Source organism: Cribrihabitans neustonicus (assembly GCF_048820895.1).
Lineage (GTDB): Bacteria > Pseudomonadota > Alphaproteobacteria > Rhodobacterales > Rhodobacteraceae > Cribrihabitans_A > Cribrihabitans_A neustonicus.
Genome location: NZ_JBMERQ010000002.1, coordinates 210,950 through 227,126 on the forward strand (window position 1 = coordinate 210,950; position 16,177 = coordinate 227,126).

Here is a 16,177-nt window from a genome sequence, read left to right on the forward strand (position 1 = left end):
AAGGGTTGCAGCCGGAGAGAACGCCGGTGTGACGGAGGTTAATGTGCAGCAGATCAAGAATGTCTGGGCAGAAATGGACACACGCAAGCGCGTGATTGCAGTTGGGGCCACGGTGATCGTGATTCTCAGCGTCCTTGCAATGTCCCATGTGGCGAGCAAGCCATCCATGCAACTGCTCTATGCCGGGCTGGAAAGCGGCACGGCCGGAGACGTGGTGCGGTCGCTGGAACAGCGCGGCACCCCTTATGAAGTGCGCGGCGGATCGATCTACGTGCCCGCAGAACGGCGCGACGAACTGCGGATGACACTGGCCAGCGAAGGCCTGCCGGCAAATGGCGGCAAGGGTTACGAACTGCTCGATTCGCTCAGCGGCTTCGGCACCACCTCGCAGATGTTCGATGCCGCCTACTGGCGCGCCAAGGAGGGCGAGCTGGCCCGCACCATCGTGGCCAGCCCGCATGTGAGCCAGGCCCGCGTGCATATCGCCAATACCGGTGCGAACCCCTTCCAGCGCACGGTGGAGCCCACTGCCTCGGTCTCGATCGTGCCGATGGGTTCGCCGATCACCCCGGCCCAGGCGAACGCTATCCGCTTCCTGGTCTCCTCCGCGGTGACCGGTCTCGCCGTGGACAACGTGGCGGTGATCGACGCCAATGGCGCGCTGATCGGTTCGCCCGAAGCCGCAGCCTCCGGCGGCGCGGGCACCGAGGACCGCTCGCAATCGATTCGCGAACGCGTGATGCGCCTCGTCGAGGCCCGCGTCGGCCATGGCAACGCGGTGGTCGAAGTCAGCGTCGAAACCGTCACCGACACCGAATCTATCCGCGAGAAGCGGGTGGACCCGAAAAGCCGCGTCGCGGTCAGCACCGATGTCGAGGAGCGCGCCGATTCCTCCACAAACCAGGCCGGAGACGTGACCGTCGCCTCCAACATCCCCGACGGGGACGCGGCGGCGGGCGAAGGCTCCAAGGCCAATACCAGCGCCACCCGGGAGCGGGTCAACTACGAGATCTCGGAAACCCAGAAGGAAATCCTGCGCGGCCCCGGCGCCATTAAGCGCCTGACCGTCGCGGTGCTGGTGAATGGCACCGCCACGGTGGACGAAACCGGCGCCACCGTTTTCCAGCCCCGCCCCGAGGAGGAACTGGCCGCGATGCGGGAGCTGATCTCCGCCGCCGTAGGCTTCAACGCGGAGCGCGGTGACGTGATCACGCTCAAGTCCATGGAACTGCCCGCGGTGGAACCGCAGGGCACGGTGGCGACCGCCTCCTTTATGGACAACCTCTACTTCGACGCGATGTCGCTGATCCAGATCGGGGCGCTCGCGCTGGTCAGCCTGATCCTGGGCCTCTTTGTGGTGCGCCCGATCCTGTCCAACAAGTCCGCGGCCGCGCCGGCGCTGGCTGTTCCCGAAGCCGAGGGCGCCCTGCCGGGCCTGCCCGGGCTGGACACTGGCGGCGGCGGCTTCATGACCGCGCCCGACCTCGGCGCCAACCTCGCGCTCGACGGCGAAATCGAGAGCGGCGACCCCGGCCAGTTCGAGCCGATGGGCGGCATGGGCACTGGCGACATGATGGGAATGGGCGGCCTGCCCGCGCTTGGCGGCGGCAGCAGTGACCCGGTCGAGCGTCTGCGCAGTATGATCGGCGAGCGGCAGGAGGAAACCGTCCAGATTCTGCGCGGCTGGCTGGAAGAGAAAAAGGAGCGGGCCTGATGACAATTGCCCATCTTTTGGAAAATTTTGCTGTTGATCCGATAGCTGCCCAAGCCGAGCCCGGAATTTCAGAGGAAGAGATGGAAGAGCAGCGCCTGGTTTCTTTCGAGAAGGGCTACAGTGCCGGCTGGGACGATGCGGTTACGGCAAAAGACCAGGAAAGCACCCGGATCTCGACCGAACTGGCGAGCTCACTGGAGGATCTGCAGTTCACCTATCACGAGGCGCAAAGTCAGTTGCTCGATTCGCTCGACCCGATGTTCAAGGTGCTGACCAGCGCAGTGCTGCCGGACGCGATGGCGGCCTCCTTCGGCCACCACATCGTCGATCAGCTCACCGACATGGCCCGCGGCCGCGTTGGCGGGCCGATGCAGATCGTGGTCGCCCCCGGCGAAGCCGGCGCGGTCCGCGAACTCCTGCCGGAAAGCTTCGCGGTGCCGGTCAAGGTGCGCGAAGATGCGGCACTGTCGCCGGGCCAGGCCTATCTGCGGGCCGGCGAGGCGGAACGCGAAATCAACTGCAACGCCCTGATCGATTCGATCCAGGAATCGATCGCAGCCTTCACTTATCACGCCAAAGAGGACAGCCAGTATGGATGATTCCACCCCGCTGAACATGAAACCCGATGCCGGCAACCCCTTCGTTTCAGTGCCGGTCGAAGTTGTGGTCTCGGTCGGCAAGGCCCGCCCGCTGATCCGCGATCTGGTCAACCTCGGCGAAAACGCCATTCTGACGCTGGACAAACGGGTCGAAGATCCGGTCGATCTTTACGTCGGAGACCGCCTGGTCGCGCGTGGCCTGCTGGAGGAACTGGAGGGCGAACAAGCCGGCCAGCTCGCCGTGCGGCTGACGGAAATTGCCGATCTGCAAAGCGGGCTGGGATGACACGAACGCCGATTGTCTGGGCGGTATTGGCGGCGGCGGCCTTCTTCGCCGCGCCGGATGCCGCCATGGCTCAAGAACTGAGCCTCTCACTGGCAGACGGGGAATCGATTTCCGCCCGCTCGATCCAGCTCATCCTGCTGATCACCGTGCTCAGCCTGGCCCCAGGCCTGCTGATTATGATCACCTGCTTTCCCTTCCTGATCACTGTGCTGTCGATCCTGCGCCAGGGAATCGGGCTGCAGCAGGCGCCGCCGAACATGCTCATTGTGAGCCTCGCGCTGTTTCTCACCTATTTTGTGATGGAGCCGGTGTTTACCGCCGCCTGGGAAACCGGGATCAGCCCGCTGCTGCAGGAGCAGCTGGAGCCGAGCGAAGCGATTGCCCGCGGGCTGGAGCCTTTCCGCGCCTTCATGGCCAGCCGGCTGGATCCCGAAACCTTCTACGCCATCGCGGACCTGCGCCCTGGCACCGAGGGCATCGACCCCTCCCCCGAGGCACCGCTCTCGGCGCTGATCCCGGGCTTCATGCTCTCGGAAATCTCCCGCGCCTTCCAGATCGGCTTCCTGATCTTCCTGCCTTTCCTGGTGATCGACCTCGTGGTGGCCGCGATCCTGATGTCAATGGGCATGATGATGGTGCCGCCCGCGGTGGTCTCGCTGCCGTTCAAACTGGCCTTCTTTGTCGTCGCTGATGGCTGGAGCCTGATCGCCAGCGCTCTGGTGCGCAGCTACTACCCCTGAGCCCGGCGTCATTCGCAGCCTTCCGCCCCCGCAAGTCCGGCTTGCGGGGATTTTGCGCTGCCCTGCCCTGTCTCCGCGGGCTGCTGGCAGCCGCGGCAGCGTCAAGCGCCGGTCCCGGCTCGCGCAGCTGCCCTCTCGCAATACGGCGCCGGCGGCAGCGGCCGTCAAAACTGACTAGGTGCGCAGCCGGCTGCACCGTAAAGCAAGAGAATGCGCCGGACCGGACACCGGACAAGCTCAATAGCCCGCGCCGGGGAGAGCCGAGAGCCGGAGAGTGCAGCTGCCACCCGCATGCCCCGGCGCCACTGAGGCCACTGTAGCCACTGATGCCGGCATCGCCGCGTGACCAGAGGCCGGAAAAATGCAATTCCAAATAAAAGACCCCGGTGCCTCGCGGCTCCGGGGTTTGCCCATTCTGCTTTCGCGGCCCAGGTCAGCGGACCACGAACTCAGCGTGCAGCGCCCCGGCCGCCTTCAGGCTTTTCAAGATGTCGATCATGTCGCGCGGTGACACGCCCAGCGCGTTCAGCCCCCCGACGACCTCAGAAAGCGACGTGGTTTCCGGGACTTCGGCCAGCTGGATGCCGTCCTCGTCGATCGCGGCTCCAGTGCGGGGCACTACCACGGTTTCACCGTCGGCAAAGGGGTTGGGCTGCACAGCGAGCGGCGCTTCCTCGATCCGCAGGGTGAGATTGCCCTGCGCCACAGCCACGCGTGAGATCCGCACGTCGTTACCCATCACGATGGTGCCCGAGCGCTGATCGACCACCACCCGCGCTTTGCGCTGCGGCTCCACCAGAATGTTCTCGATCCGGCCCACCGCGTGCGCGGTGGAGCGCGTGTTGGTGCGGGCGATGTCGACTTCCACCGTGCCCGAATCGCGCATGATCGCGACGGAACGGCCGAATTCGGCGTTGATTGCGCGTTCGATCCGGCCTGCGGTAGTGAAATCTGGCTCACGCAGGGCCAGCCGCATCGAAGAGAGCGATGCCAGGTCGAAGTCGATCTCCCGTTCGACCCGCGCACCCGAGGGGATGCCGCCGGAGGTCGGCACGCCCTGGGTGACCCGCGCTGCCTCGCCTTCGGCCACTGCGCCGCCCGCCAGGATTGTGCCCTGGGCCACGGCATAAATCTGCCCGTCGGCCGCATTGAGCGGCGTCATGATCAGGGTGCCGCCCAGCAGGCTCTTGGAATCGCCAATTGCGGAGACGGTCACATCGATGGTGCTGCCCACCCGGGCAAAGGGCGGCAGCGTAGCGGTCACGAAGACCGCCGCCACGTTCTTGGGCCGGAACTGCTCGCCAGTCACGTTGACGCCGAGCCGCTCCAGGATGTTGGTCATAATCTCTTCGGTGAAGGGCGAGTTGCGCAGCCCGTCACCGGTGCCGTCGAGACCCACCACGAGGCCATAGCCGACCAGGTCGTTGCCGCGCACGCCGTCGAATTCCACCAGATCCTTGAGCCGGATGGTGCTCGCCTCACCCAGGGCGGGCATCAGCATCAGGCAAGCGAGTAGGAGATGCAGCAGTTTCTTCATGAGATGTAATTCAGCAGAGAAAGGTTGGCGCTTCGGGAAGTAACCGTGTAAAGGCCCTCAAGTTGAACCTGAGCTTCCTCAAGGCGGGTGTAGGTTTCGAACGGGTCGGCCGAGATCAGGTTGTTCTTGGCAATGCTGAGGCTGGTTTTCGTGGCTGCGGTGCGGGCTTTCGCGGCTTCCAGCCGGCCCTCGATAAAGCCAACATCCGCTTGTACAGCAATGAGCGTGTCGTTGCTGGTCGCCAGTTCCATACCGGCGGAGCGCATCATCTCCACTTGGACTTCTGCTCCGATCCCCAAAGTGTCCTCATTAGCCAGGATCGCGATGGCATAGCTCTGCAAGGCATGTTTTAGATCAGGATCGTCAGCCCTCAGTCCGAGCGAGACTTGCTCGCCTTCGCCGACCTGCACCGGCTGCAGCGAGGAGGCCGAGCCGTTGTACATGACCGTATCGAACCCAGCGGGGTCGGCGAACCAGTCTTTCACCGCCTGAATGATGTCGTCGCTGGTGGTCAGGCCGCCTACCTCGGCAACCAGCGCTGTCATCAGCGTGTCTGCGTCGTCCAACGGCGAGACATTTGTGGCGGTGCCGGCAAACAAACTGCGGCCACCGGCCCAGCCATTCAGCGAGCTGATCGCGCTTTCGAGCTGCTGGCGTGCCTGGCTGGAAAACTGGTCAATCTTAGCACCGTCCATGCTTGGGCTCATCGACAGGATATCGTTGCGCAGGGACAGCACCTGAGACTGTATCTTCTCGAGGCTGCCCTGGGTCGCGGTGGCAAACAGTTGCACCTCGCCGTTGGCGACCTTGTAGCTGTCCAATCGGCTCAGCGTATTTTCAATGTCGGCAAGATAGGTGAAATCACCGCCCAGACGCTCGGTGATATTGGCGGTCTTGCCGGTGGCGAATTCCTCGGAGAGCGTGCTGATGTTTTCCTTCAGCTCCGCATTGCGGCTGCGCAGGAACAAGTGCTGCGCCATGTCGCCATAGGATTTAATGATCATCCGTCAGATCCTCAAAAGCGTTTCCATCAGCTCGTCAACAACCGAAAGCATCCGGGCGTTGGCGGCATAGACCTTCTCGACCAGCATCAGGTTCTGCAGCTCTGCATCGGTATCCACGCCCATCGCCAGTTCCGCTGTGCTCAGCTCGTTGAAACTGGTGGCAGCAAAGGCCGATGCGCGGGACGCGGTCTCGTCATCCTGGGCAAAGCGCGACAGAAGGTTGGCACTCAGCGTGGTCGCGGTCATGTCCGCCGTGCCGAGCCCCGCGGAGGACACCGTCCTCACCGTGCTCAGCGCGTCGGAATAGCCCTGCAGCAGGCTCGAATCGCCGGGGTTTCCGGGACCCGTGGCATTGAGCCCGTCGCGGAACCGCCAGGTCTCCGCCTGGCCGCCGAGCGCGACGAGGTCGTTCAGCTCGATCCGGTTGGCGATGCCGACGGTGTTGGTGGCATCGAAGAAGCCGCCGTCATCAGTGAACAGCCCGGCATCAGTGGCCCCCAAAGTGGTGTCGAGCGTGGGATCCTGGAACCGCTCGATCAGGTCGCGCGCCATCGCGTCCAGATCTTCCTGCGCGTTCACCGCATCCACGTCGCGGATTTCGAACCGGGCGATCAGCGTTCCGCCGCGCAGAGGGCTGCTGGAGGAGGTGTCGATGGCTTTGCCATCAATCTCCAGCCCCGAGAGATGGCCGCCGGCCTGGGTCATATGGGGCATGATATCCCGGGTCGGGTTGAAGCTCACCTCCGCGGCCTTGCCATCAATCAGCTTCACGCCGCCTTCGGAGTAGAGTGCAATCTGGCCATTGTCGCGCATCATGATGCTGACCGGAATGATCTCGTTCACCTGATCGACCAGCTGGTCGCGCTGGTCGTGCATGGACACCGCGTCCATACCGCCCGCCTCGACCACCATGATGCGGGCGTTCAGGCGCTCGATTTCCTTCAGAGCCTGGTTGACTTTGTCGACCTGATTGTCGATCGCGCTGTCCGCGGAAACTCGCAGCGTGCGCAATCCGTCAGCAGCACGGGAGATCGTACCGGCCAGCGATTCCGCCTTCACGGACAGGTCGTTCAGGCGCGGTGCGGAGTCCGGCCGCGACACCGCCTCGATCAGCGAGCTTTCAAAATCTGACAGCTGCGACGCCACGGAGGATTCGTCGTCTACAGTGCCAACCAGGGCCGACATCCGGCTAAAGAAATCGGCCCGCGCCTTGGCGACGCCAAAATCAGCCTCGGCGACGCGGCGGCTGGAGACCAGGCCGGGGTCGGTAACCCGTTTAACATGCCCGATCCGAACCCCGTTTACGGCGTCGCCCGGGCTGTGCAGTTCCAGCGTGCGGCGGGAGTAGCCGGGTGTCAGGGCATTTGCCAGGTTCTCTGACACCACTTGCGACGAGCGGCTGGCCGCAGAGAGCCCGCTCATCGCGCTGTTGAGGGCGGAATAGATCGACATGATCAGCCTGCTTTCCTGGGTCCGGGATCAAAGCCCATCAAGCGCCTTAGCGCTTGATGTTGGTGGTTTCCTGCAGCATTTCGTCAACCGTCTGGATGACTTTGGCGTTGGAGGAATAGGCCCGCTGGGTCTGGATCATATTGGTGAGCTCATTGGCCACATCGACCGCGGACTCCTCCTGAGCGTAGGACATGATCTCCCCGGTCGGCCCGTCGCCCGCATCCCACAGGAAGTAGGAGCCGCTTTCGCTGGACGGCAGGTAGGTCTGCTGGTCCATCGAGACCATGCCGTTCGGGTTCGGCAAGTCGACCAGCGGGATCTTGTAGACGACGAGGCTGGCGCCGGTGTCATATTTCGCCCGCACGTAGCCGGACTCATCGATCTCGACCCCGGTGTAATTGCCCACGGGGGAACCGTCTTTCGAAATCTGGGCGGGGGCAAACCGGTCAGCGAGCTGGGTCAGACCGTCGTCATCCCCGATCAAGCCGATGTCGATTTCCATCGGGCCGCCCGCGACGTTTACGATGATGCTTCCGGTGGTGGCATCATAGGTGCCGCCGGTGGTGGTGGCGACCGAGGCCAGGGTGCCTCCGCCGGTGCGGCTGTCATCGAAGGTAATCGTGTATTCGCCGATAGCAGTGGCTCCGGTCGCCGAATCGGTGATCGTCATCGTCCATTCGTTAGAGGGATCGGTGGCCGGCGCCGTCGGCACGGTGGGCGAGAAAGTGATGGTGAGCGATTCCGCCCGGCCCACGTTGTCATAATATTCGACGATCTGCTCCTCGTCGCCGCCAGCGGCGTCGACCTCGGTGGAAGTGGCAGGCAAGTTCAGGCCGACAGAGATTTCGGTGGTCGGCTCGCCGGACAGCTTGTTGGTATTCAAGTGCACCGGCTCAAGCCCTTGGGTGGTGTCACGCGGGCCGTCGGGCACGGTGCCGTCGGCCTCAGCGGGCCAGCCCAGCAGGACCAGGCCGGATTCGGTGGTCAGCAGACCGTCCTCATTGGTACGGAAGGAGCCGGTCGTGGTGAGCATCATGGTCGGGTCGCCATTGCCGGCTTCGACATCGGTGATTGAAGCCACAGGCAGCATACCGCGGCCGCGCACCGCGAGGTCAGTCGCATTGTTGGTCGACACCAGCGGGCCGCGTTCGTCGATCATCCGCACCGTCGTCGAGCGCACCCCGCCGGCGGAATAGGTGCCGCCTCCGGTGGAAGTCATCACCATCGAATGGAAATCGGTCTGCACCCGCTTGTAGCCGCGGGTCCCGGAGTTGGCGATGTTGTCGGAAATGGAGGCCAGTTTGCTGGCGTTGGCGCTCAATCCTGAAACGCCCGCGTTCAGCGACGAAGAAATGGTCATAGCACGCCTTTCTGCTGCATCTAATCATTCTGGATGCAACAGCTAGCGCGAGAGCGATTAACGGGCGGCTAACAGATACAATCTGATCTATCGGTCAGCCACCCTATCAGGTGATATCAATGAGTTAGTCGCGCAACAGGATGATCTCGACCCGGTCATTGCGGGCCGACATCGGGTTCGCCACGGCCAGCTTCCGGTCGGCGTGGCCGGTCACCCGGTGAATCCGCCCCGCTGCGAGATTTTCCGATTCGAGCAGCTTGCGGGTGGTGCCCGCTCGCGCCTGGGACAGCTCCCAGACCGGATTGTCGGCCAGCACCACCGGGTGGGAGCGTATGTGCCCGCCGATGGCGATATTGCTGGTCACGCTGCCCGAGACCCGCGCCACCATCTGCACGAGGTCCCGGAACAGAGGCGTCGGCGCGGCGCGGCCGTCCTCGAACAGCGGCGCATCGGGGGTTGCGAACAGCTCGATAATCAGCCCCTCGTCCGTCACCCGGGTGACTATGTGGCGGGCCATTTCGGTGGAGACCATGCTTTCGCCGGAGCGGCCCGAGAGCTCTTCTTCAACGGCGCGGAAAGAGTCGTTCTGCTTCTCGACCTCGGCATCGGCGTCAATACCGCTTTCGCCCTGTGCCTTCTGCGCATCCGTGGGGTATGCATCAGTAGCGCCGGTACCCGTATGCAACTGGATGTCCTCGGTGAACATACTGTCGCCCTGGAAGGCACCGTGGCCGCCGCCGGAGACCCGGCTCAGCGGAATCGAAGGCGAGAAGTAATCCGCCAGCCCTTTGCGTTGTTTTTCGGTCGTCGCGTTCAGCAGCCACATCAGCATAAAGAAGGCCATCATCGCGGTCACGAAGTCGGCGTAAGCCACCTTCCATGCGCCGCCGTGGTGGCCATCGCCACCACCTGACTTTTTCTTCTTGATGATAATGGGCGCCACATTGCTCTGTGCGCTCATATCCACCACCACTATTTTCACCCAGTACCGGGATAGCAGGCGGGCTGTTAAACACGGCTTAACAGTTAAATTTGCCGGCAGTTAACGCCGCCCCTTTGCGGGAAGCGCGGCAACGGCGCAGGTTCAGCTGGAGCCGTTCAACAGGACGCGGCCGTATCTTTCGCGCAAACGGTTTTTCAATACCTTGCCGGTGCCGCCCAGCGGCAGCTCCCTGACAAAGACCACCTTGTCCGGCACCTGCCAGCTGGCGACCTTGCCGTCGTAATGCGCGAGCAGCTCCGCCTCGCGGAGAGACGGGTCCGCCTTGATGGCAATGACCACTGGGCGCTCGTCCCATTTCGGATGCCGGGCCGCTATCGCTGCCGCCTGCGCCACCTTGGGATGCGACATCGCGATGTCCTCGAGCTCTACGGTGGAGATCCACTCGCCGCCGGATTTGATGATGTCCTTAGAGCGGTCGCGGATTATCATATACCCGTCCGGGTCGATGGTGGCGACATCGCCGGTGCCGAACCAGCCGTCTTCGGTCAGCGCCGGGGCGTCCTGGCCGTAATAGGTGTCGACCACCCAATGGCCGCGGATCTGCAGCTCTCCCTGCGTCCTGCCGTCCTCGGGCAGCGGCTGGCCCGCTTCGTCCACGATGCGCAGCTCGACGCCGAAGGGCGGCCGCCCCTGGCCCTCGCGCAGCGCAGCCTTCTCCGCCTCCGGCAGCGCCTCGTGTTTCTGCAGGAGCTGGTTCAGCGTGCCGAGCGGGCTGGTTTCCGTCATGCCCCAGGCGTGGATAAGCTCCACCCCGTACTTGTCGCGGAAAGCCGGGATCATCACCGTCGGCAAAGCCGAGCCGCCGACCACCGTGCGTTCCAGGCTTTCGGCCTTGCTGCCGGTCTTCTCCAGAGCCTGCAGCAGACCCATCCATATCGTCGGCACTCCCAGCGCCAGGGTGACACGCTCGCTGTCGATCAGGCGCACCAGGCTTTCGCCATCGAGGAACGGTCCCGGCAGCACCAGCTTGGCCCCCACCGCGGCGGCGATATAGGGCACACCCCAAGCGTTCACGTGGAACATCGGCACCACTGCCAAAACCGAATCCCGCGCCGCAATGGCAAGCCCGTCGGGCTGGTTGCCGCCCAGCGAATGCAGCACGGTGCTGCGGTGGGTATAAAGCACGCCCTTCGGGTGGCCGGTGGTGCCCGAGGTATAGCAGAGACTAGAAGGCAAGGTCTCGTCGAGTTCGGGCCAGGTGAAATCTTCGCTCTCGGCTGCAAGCAGCTCGTCATAGAACAGCAGACCAGGAATCTGCTCCGCCGCATCTTCGTCCCATGGGCCCATCAGGACGATGTGCTTAAGCGAAGGAATCTGCTGCCGCAGCTGGCTCACCGCGGACACGAAGGTGGCGTCGATGAACAGCACCTCGTCTTCGGCATTATTCAGGATATAGATCAGCTGCTCCGCGGGCAGGCGCGGATTGAGGGTGTGGCAGACCATACCGCCGCCTGCCGCGCCGAAATAGATCTCAAGATGGCGGCGGTTGTTCCATGCAATCGTGCCGCAGCGGGTGCCCTGTCTCAGCCCAAGCCGGTGCAGCGCGCTTGCAAGCTTCCGGGCGCGTGCCTCGACTTCGCCCCAGGTGGTGTGCTCCATCCCGCCCGAAGTTTCCACCGAGGCCACCGCGGTGCCTCCGTGATAACGGGCGGCATGTGCAATCAGCGAGCTGATGGTGAGCGGTTGGTGCATCATCTTGCCAAGCATCAGGCCTCATTCCTCCCTGTTTCCGCGGCGCGCGGGCTTTGGCGCGCCGCGATTTGCGCCGGAGCGTAGCGGGCGGACAAAAGCGGCGCGCGCCCAACGCTGCGTCAAACAAAGGATTAGCGCGCAAGTAGCCTGCCGAAAGCGGCAGACACTAAAAGAAGACAACCACTATGCAGCAGGTATGGCTTGGCAAGGAAGGGGTCCCTGCGGGCGAGAGCGGCGCGAGGCGGCGGGCGGAGCGAATTCGCTGGATTTGGCCTCTTTCATCCGGAGAAGCACCGGACAGGTGCTACATCGAATCCCAATGTTTGATCGCACCAGATGCAATATGACACCTGCGGGATGGTCCACAAATGCGGCTTAGCTCACCTGGTCATGAAACCACAGGTGACTCAAGCAACTTGCCGGATTTGTGACGCAGGTAACGACACTCTGTAACCGACTTCTTGGAGCGCACACGCCTTCGCAGATTATTGCGAAGGCATCAGTGCTTGAATGTCTTCCTTGCGGGCCCATGCAGCCGTTCGCCGCAGGAACAATTCGGAATGTATAGGAAATCCGCTTTGAACAGGCACCGGTCCTTGCAAAGTTCTGGCGATGTCGCGAAAGCCGAAAATAATGCCAGACGCAGTGAAGCGCAGATTCCGACCTGTTTCAGGCCCGTCAAATGGCTGCCGCGTGCACACACCAAGCGCGGCATCGAAAAAAAAGGAACTGCAGCAATTTGGCAACCTGCAGAAAAATCACCTGTAGTCGTGAGACAGGCGAACAATACTGCTGCTATAGTGGATGGGTGCGGAACAGGTCTAATGCTAGTCGAAATTCCGCGGGTACTTCGGTCCCGGCCAGAATTTCCTGGCTGTATTGGCTAGGTGTGGAAGAAAGCCAGAAATTGGCCTCCTGTACCGTTAGAGTGAAACCGCAACCTGTCCGAGCGCAAGTTCTGCCACCCCGTGCAATTCCTCAACTGCCGCCCCGTCACGGGCTTGCGCAGCAAGCCCCTGTATCAGTACCGAAACATATTCTGCCAACAGATCCGGTTTGGTGGGTTCAGGCATGTCTCCTTCCTCGATACCGCGCCGGATCCGGTCTGCAGTCATTGCTTCGCTGGCTTGCCTGTATCCGGCAAGAAGATCCTGCACGCTGGTGCTGCCTTTGCTGCAATTGGTTGCGGCGCTGACAAGCAAACAGCCTTTTGGCCTCTCTTCCGCGCAAAATCCCTCGATGGCCTCCGACACATAGCAGCGCAGTGCCTTTGCGGCGGTTGCTTCCTCGCCAAGAACGCAGGGGGCGTAGGCCGCTACACTCTGCGCATATTGGGGCCGCGCACCGTTCAAACAGTGCCTGCTTGCTGCCAAGGCCGCGTAGATGCTGGGGGGATCAACCCCATGGCAGCACTGAGCTCGGTCATGGACGCGGCTTCATATCCCCGCTCCCAAAACAGCAGCATCGCCTGTTCAATCGCCTGATCGGTGTCAAACGATCGCAGCCGCCAGCAAAAAATGCGATCGAATAAGCGGCAACAAACCGGGACAGGTTCTTAGCCGCGCGAAATGGTCTCCAATTTATTCTGCGCTCCGCCGTAGCACGAGAAAAAGCTGATGCCGAACAATGCTTTGGTAGGAAAGGTGGTGCCGCTGAAGGGACTCGAACCCCCGACCCCATCATTACGAATGACGTGCTCTACCAGCTGAGCTACAGCGGCGCCCGGAACCGGCGCGCGGTTCGAAAGGGCTATGCGGCGCGCTCATAGCATTGGCGCGCCGTTTGGGAAAGCCCTAAATGGCGGCTTTCGGCTCGTCCGCGTTCCCCTGAGCGGTCAGCGTTTGGTCTGGCTCAGACGCTGCGGCGGGTTTCGCGGCGGCGGGCAGATGGTCCTCTTCCGGCGCTTCCTCTGCCTCCGGCACCTCAGGTTTGCCGGTGATCAGCGGCAGCATATGCGCGGTAGCAAGGTTCGCGATTTCCGGCGTCTCCGGCCGCTTCCAGGCCAGCGTGTCGAAGCTCGAACAATGCTCGCAGACCGGCACCCATTCGGCGTGGATGTGGTTGCAGTTGCCGCACACCCACTGCGGCCCGCGCGGCGCGGTCAGCGCCCGGGTGAGCCAGCCCTGCACTACCATGTCGTCGGCGCCCTCCCCGCGCTCGATGGCGGCCATCAGCGTCAGCGCCCGGGAGTCCGGTGCGCGGTCGGGCAAATCGCCCAGCCAGCGGCGGGCCTCCGGAAAATCCTCCGCCACGATGTTGAGCTCGGCCATCACCAGGCGGGTTTCCTCGTGATGCGGCGCCAGCCGCGCCAGATGCTCGAAGCGCTGCACCCGGGCCGAGGGGCTTTCCTCCGGCTCGATGGCAGCAAAGGCCTGGGCCAGATCCGGGTGCGGCTGGGTCTCCCAGGCCTTCTTCAGCAGGCGCACTGCCGGGCGCGCCTTGCCCTTGGCCACATAGGCCCGTGCCGCCAGCGCCGCGGCTGGAACGAGATCCGGCGACAGGCGGTTGGCCTCGATCGCCTGGTCCAGCTGCTCGGGCGTGGCCGAGCCTTCGAGGATCGCCCGGGACGCGGACAGCGCCAGCACCGCGTCCCGGCGCTTGTAGACATCGCGCGGCAAGGTGCCTGTCTTGAGCTTGGTCGCCAGCGTCTTGCGCGCACCCGGCCAATCCTCAGCCTGAGCCTGCAGACGCAGCAGCGTGTCCTGCACCTCCTCGTGGCGCGGGCGCAGCGCCAGCGCCTTTTCGGCCAGCTGGCGCGCAGTCTCCTGATCGCCTTCGGAAAGCTTCTGCCGCATGATGCCGCGCACGCCGACAAAGCGGGTGGACTGGTTTGCCAGCAGGCGCTTGTAGGCTTCGGCCGCCTTGTGGGTGTCGCCCGCCATCTCCGCGGCCTGCGCGGTGAGCAGGTCGGTCAGCTCGGGCTTCTGCAGGTACTTCTCCGCCCGCGCAGCCTTGGCCATTGCCAGCCGCCCCTCGCCCGAAGCGAGCGCCATCATCCCGTCGGACAGCGCCTTGAACCCCTTGCGCTCGCGGTTCTTGTCGAAATAGCGCGAAAGTGCGGTTTCATCGCCGTTGAGGAAATGCAGCGTCGCCGCCAGGAGCGACAGCAGCTTGAAAAACAGCCAGACCAACAGCACCAGCACCGCCAGCGCAATCACCGACTGCAGCGCGCTCAGCGTGTATTCCGTGCCCGCGACGGTGATCTGCACACCGCCCGCAGTTTCCATCAGAAGCGACGCGCCAAAGGCAAGGACCGCCACGATCGCGACAAAAACGAGGATCTTCAACAGGGACCAGAGCATATCGGCGGCTTCCTTATTTGTCGTTCAGGCGTTGGGCCAGGTCATCGGCGGCGGCGACTGCGGCCAGGCGCGCCCTGGCGGCGGCCTCCCAGCCCGAAAGCGCTTTGCGCGCCTCCCCGGACAGCATCTCCAGCCCCTGCAAGGCTTCGTCCAGATTGCCGGCCTTCACGGCCGCTTCAGCACGCGACAGCACTGCATCCGGGTCATCGCCCTCGCGCGGGGCAACCGAGCGCGCGCCCAGCTGGCGCTGGATGTAGGCGGTGATGCCGGTGCCCGTGTCTTCGTCCCGTGCCGCAGCCAGCGCTTCCCGCGCGGCAGGAGCAAAACTGTCGCGCAGGCTGGCAAGGGTCGCAACGCCGGTATCGGCATGGGCCGACAGGGGTTCCGGCACTTCGACGCCCACCGCGCCCAAATCCGCGATCACGCCGGAATAGCTGCTGCCGGCATCGAGCGCAGCGCGCAGCCGCGCCAGCATGGTGCGGGCGCTGGCAAGGCGCGCGTTCTCGGCGCTGGCGGCTTCGGCGGCGCGGGCCTCGTCCAGCATCCGTTCCACCTCGGTGCGCTGTACGGTGAAGCTGTCCTGCAGTTTGGCCAGCTCGGCCTCGAATGCTTCCACTGCTTCGGCGGAGGCGCCCTCAGTAAGCGGGCGGGTTTCCAGCTCGGACAGCCGGTCAGTCAGCGCTTCGATCTCGGCAGCGAGCGCCTCGCCACTGCTGCCCTGCCCTTCGCTCAGGCCTTCGAGACTGGCCGCCAGCTCATCCACGCGCTGCTCGAGCGGCTGCAGGTCGGTGACCGGGCGGGCGGCGGCCGCTTCCTGGAGCTCCGCCACCTGCGCCTCCAGTTCGGCATGTGCCTCAGCCAGCGCCGCGAGTTCGCCGCTGCGGCCAGACCGCATCGTCTCGGGCAGGAGCCGATCGAGCAACCCTGCCTGCCCAGCGGCAAAGCCCAGAACCGCAGCCACCACGCCGCCAAGCAGCGCGGCGCCAAAGCCGCCGCGTTTCTCGACGATGCGTTCCACGGGCACGGGCGCCGCAGCAGCCTCGGGAGCGTCAGCGGTGCCATTCTCATCGCGCCATGTGTCACCAGAGTCGCTGCCTTCAACGCTGGAGGCGTAGGCGGGAGCGGCAGGGTCTGCCTCCTTGGTGGCTTCACCTGCTTCCTCTCCGGCGGCTTCCTCCGCTTCCGTGGAGGGCATGATTGCCGGATCGGCCAGTGTCGCGCTTTCCTCCAAGTACGGTTCCGTCTCGGTCTCGGTCTCGGTCTCGGTCTCGGTCTCGGTCTCGGTCTCGGTCTCGGTCTCGGTCTGAGAGGACTCCTGGAGCGCGCCTGCGTCAACCTCCGCTTCGGCTGCCTCGCGCGGCTTCTTCGCTTCCGGATTGCCTTCGGCGCCGGTATCCGGGGCAGCCTTGCCTGCTTCCGCTGCGGCGGGGCCGGGCTCGTTCAATTCTTCCGGAGTTTTCTTGTCAGCCACGCCGGCCTCCCCTCAGA

Annotated in this window: 13 protein-coding genes and 1 tRNA gene; 4 read left to right on the forward strand and 10 right to left on the reverse strand. The window is 64.0% G+C overall.

Annotated elements, in window-relative coordinates; all coding sequences use genetic code 11:
* Positions 1–43: 43 nt before the first annotated feature.
* Genes fliF through fliP form a run of 4 tightly spaced genes read left to right on the forward strand, consistent with a single transcriptional unit; the run spans position 44 to position 3,339 of the window.
* Complete coding sequence (fliF, locus tag ACOHWE_RS06145) at positions 44–1,714, forward strand: flagellar basal-body MS-ring/collar protein FliF (RefSeq protein WP_420665905.1); 1,671 nt, start codon at positions 44–46, stop codon at positions 1,712–1,714.
* Positions 1,714–2,313, forward strand: a complete 600-nt coding sequence (locus tag ACOHWE_RS06150; RefSeq protein ID WP_420664985.1) for a FliH/SctL family protein — start codon at positions 1,714–1,716, stop codon at positions 2,311–2,313. The genes fliF and ACOHWE_RS06150 overlap by 1 nt, the downstream gene beginning before the upstream one ends.
* The gene (locus tag ACOHWE_RS06155) at positions 2,306–2,599 is read left to right on the forward strand and encodes a FliM/FliN family flagellar motor switch protein (protein WP_420664986.1); all 294 of its coding nucleotides are present in this window, start codon (positions 2,306–2,308) and stop codon (positions 2,597–2,599) included. The genes ACOHWE_RS06150 and ACOHWE_RS06155 overlap by 8 nt, the downstream gene beginning before the upstream one ends.
* The gene (fliP, locus tag ACOHWE_RS06160; RefSeq protein WP_420664988.1) at positions 2,596–3,339 is read left to right on the forward strand and encodes a flagellar type III secretion system pore protein FliP; all 744 of its coding nucleotides are present in this window, start codon (positions 2,596–2,598) and stop codon (positions 3,337–3,339) included. Before ACOHWE_RS06155 ends, fliP begins: the two co-directional genes overlap by 4 nt.
* Before the next feature lie 433 nt (positions 3,340–3,772).
* Here the strand turns inward: fliP and ACOHWE_RS06165 are convergent, their stop codons facing one another.
* From ACOHWE_RS06165 to ACOHWE_RS06210, 10 genes are all read right to left on the reverse strand, one after another.
* Positions 3,773–4,876 carry a flagellar basal body P-ring protein FlgI gene (locus ACOHWE_RS06165; protein ID WP_420664990.1) on the reverse strand — a complete coding sequence of 368 codons (1,104 nt, stop codon included), beginning with the start codon at positions 4,874–4,876 and terminating at the stop codon, positions 3,773–3,775.
* Complete coding sequence (locus tag ACOHWE_RS06170; protein WP_420664992.1) at positions 4,873–5,880, reverse strand: flagellin; 1,008 nt, start codon at positions 5,878–5,880, stop codon at positions 4,873–4,875. The genes ACOHWE_RS06165 and ACOHWE_RS06170 overlap by 4 nt, the downstream gene beginning before the upstream one ends.
* A gap of 3 nt (positions 5,881–5,883) precedes the next feature.
* Positions 5,884–7,332, reverse strand: coding sequence for a flagellar hook-associated protein FlgK (gene flgK, locus ACOHWE_RS06175; RefSeq protein ID WP_420664993.1), 1,449 nt, complete (start codon positions 7,330–7,332; stop codon positions 5,884–5,886).
* Positions 7,333–7,378: 46 nt separating this feature from the next.
* Complete coding sequence (locus ACOHWE_RS06180) at positions 7,379–8,692, reverse strand: flagellar hook protein FlgE (protein ID WP_420664995.1); 1,314 nt, start codon at positions 8,690–8,692, stop codon at positions 7,379–7,381.
* Between the two features lie 124 nt (positions 8,693–8,816).
* Complete coding sequence (locus ACOHWE_RS06185) at positions 8,817–9,653, reverse strand: OmpA/MotB family protein (RefSeq protein WP_420664997.1); 837 nt, start codon at positions 9,651–9,653, stop codon at positions 8,817–8,819.
* A gap of 123 nt (positions 9,654–9,776) precedes the next feature.
* Positions 9,777–11,402, reverse strand: coding sequence for a long-chain-fatty-acid--CoA ligase (locus tag ACOHWE_RS06190; protein WP_420664999.1), 1,626 nt, complete (start codon positions 11,400–11,402; stop codon positions 9,777–9,779).
* A gap of 908 nt (positions 11,403–12,310) precedes the next feature.
* Complete coding sequence (locus ACOHWE_RS06195; protein WP_420665001.1) at positions 12,311–12,739, reverse strand: TetR family transcriptional regulator C-terminal domain-containing protein; 429 nt, start codon at positions 12,737–12,739, stop codon at positions 12,311–12,313.
* A gap of 292 nt (positions 12,740–13,031) precedes the next feature.
* A tRNA-Thr gene (locus ACOHWE_RS06200) sits at positions 13,032–13,107 on the reverse strand.
* Between the two features lie 73 nt (positions 13,108–13,180).
* Positions 13,181–14,689: a heme biosynthesis protein HemY gene (locus ACOHWE_RS06205; protein WP_420665003.1), complete on the reverse strand. Its 1,509-nt coding sequence runs from the start codon at positions 14,687–14,689 to the stop codon at positions 13,181–13,183.
* Between the two features lie 13 nt (positions 14,690–14,702).
* The gene (locus ACOHWE_RS06210; RefSeq protein WP_420665004.1) at positions 14,703–16,160 is read right to left on the reverse strand and encodes a COG4223 family protein; all 1,458 of its coding nucleotides are present in this window, start codon (positions 16,158–16,160) and stop codon (positions 14,703–14,705) included.
* Positions 16,161–16,177: the final 17 nt, after the last annotated feature.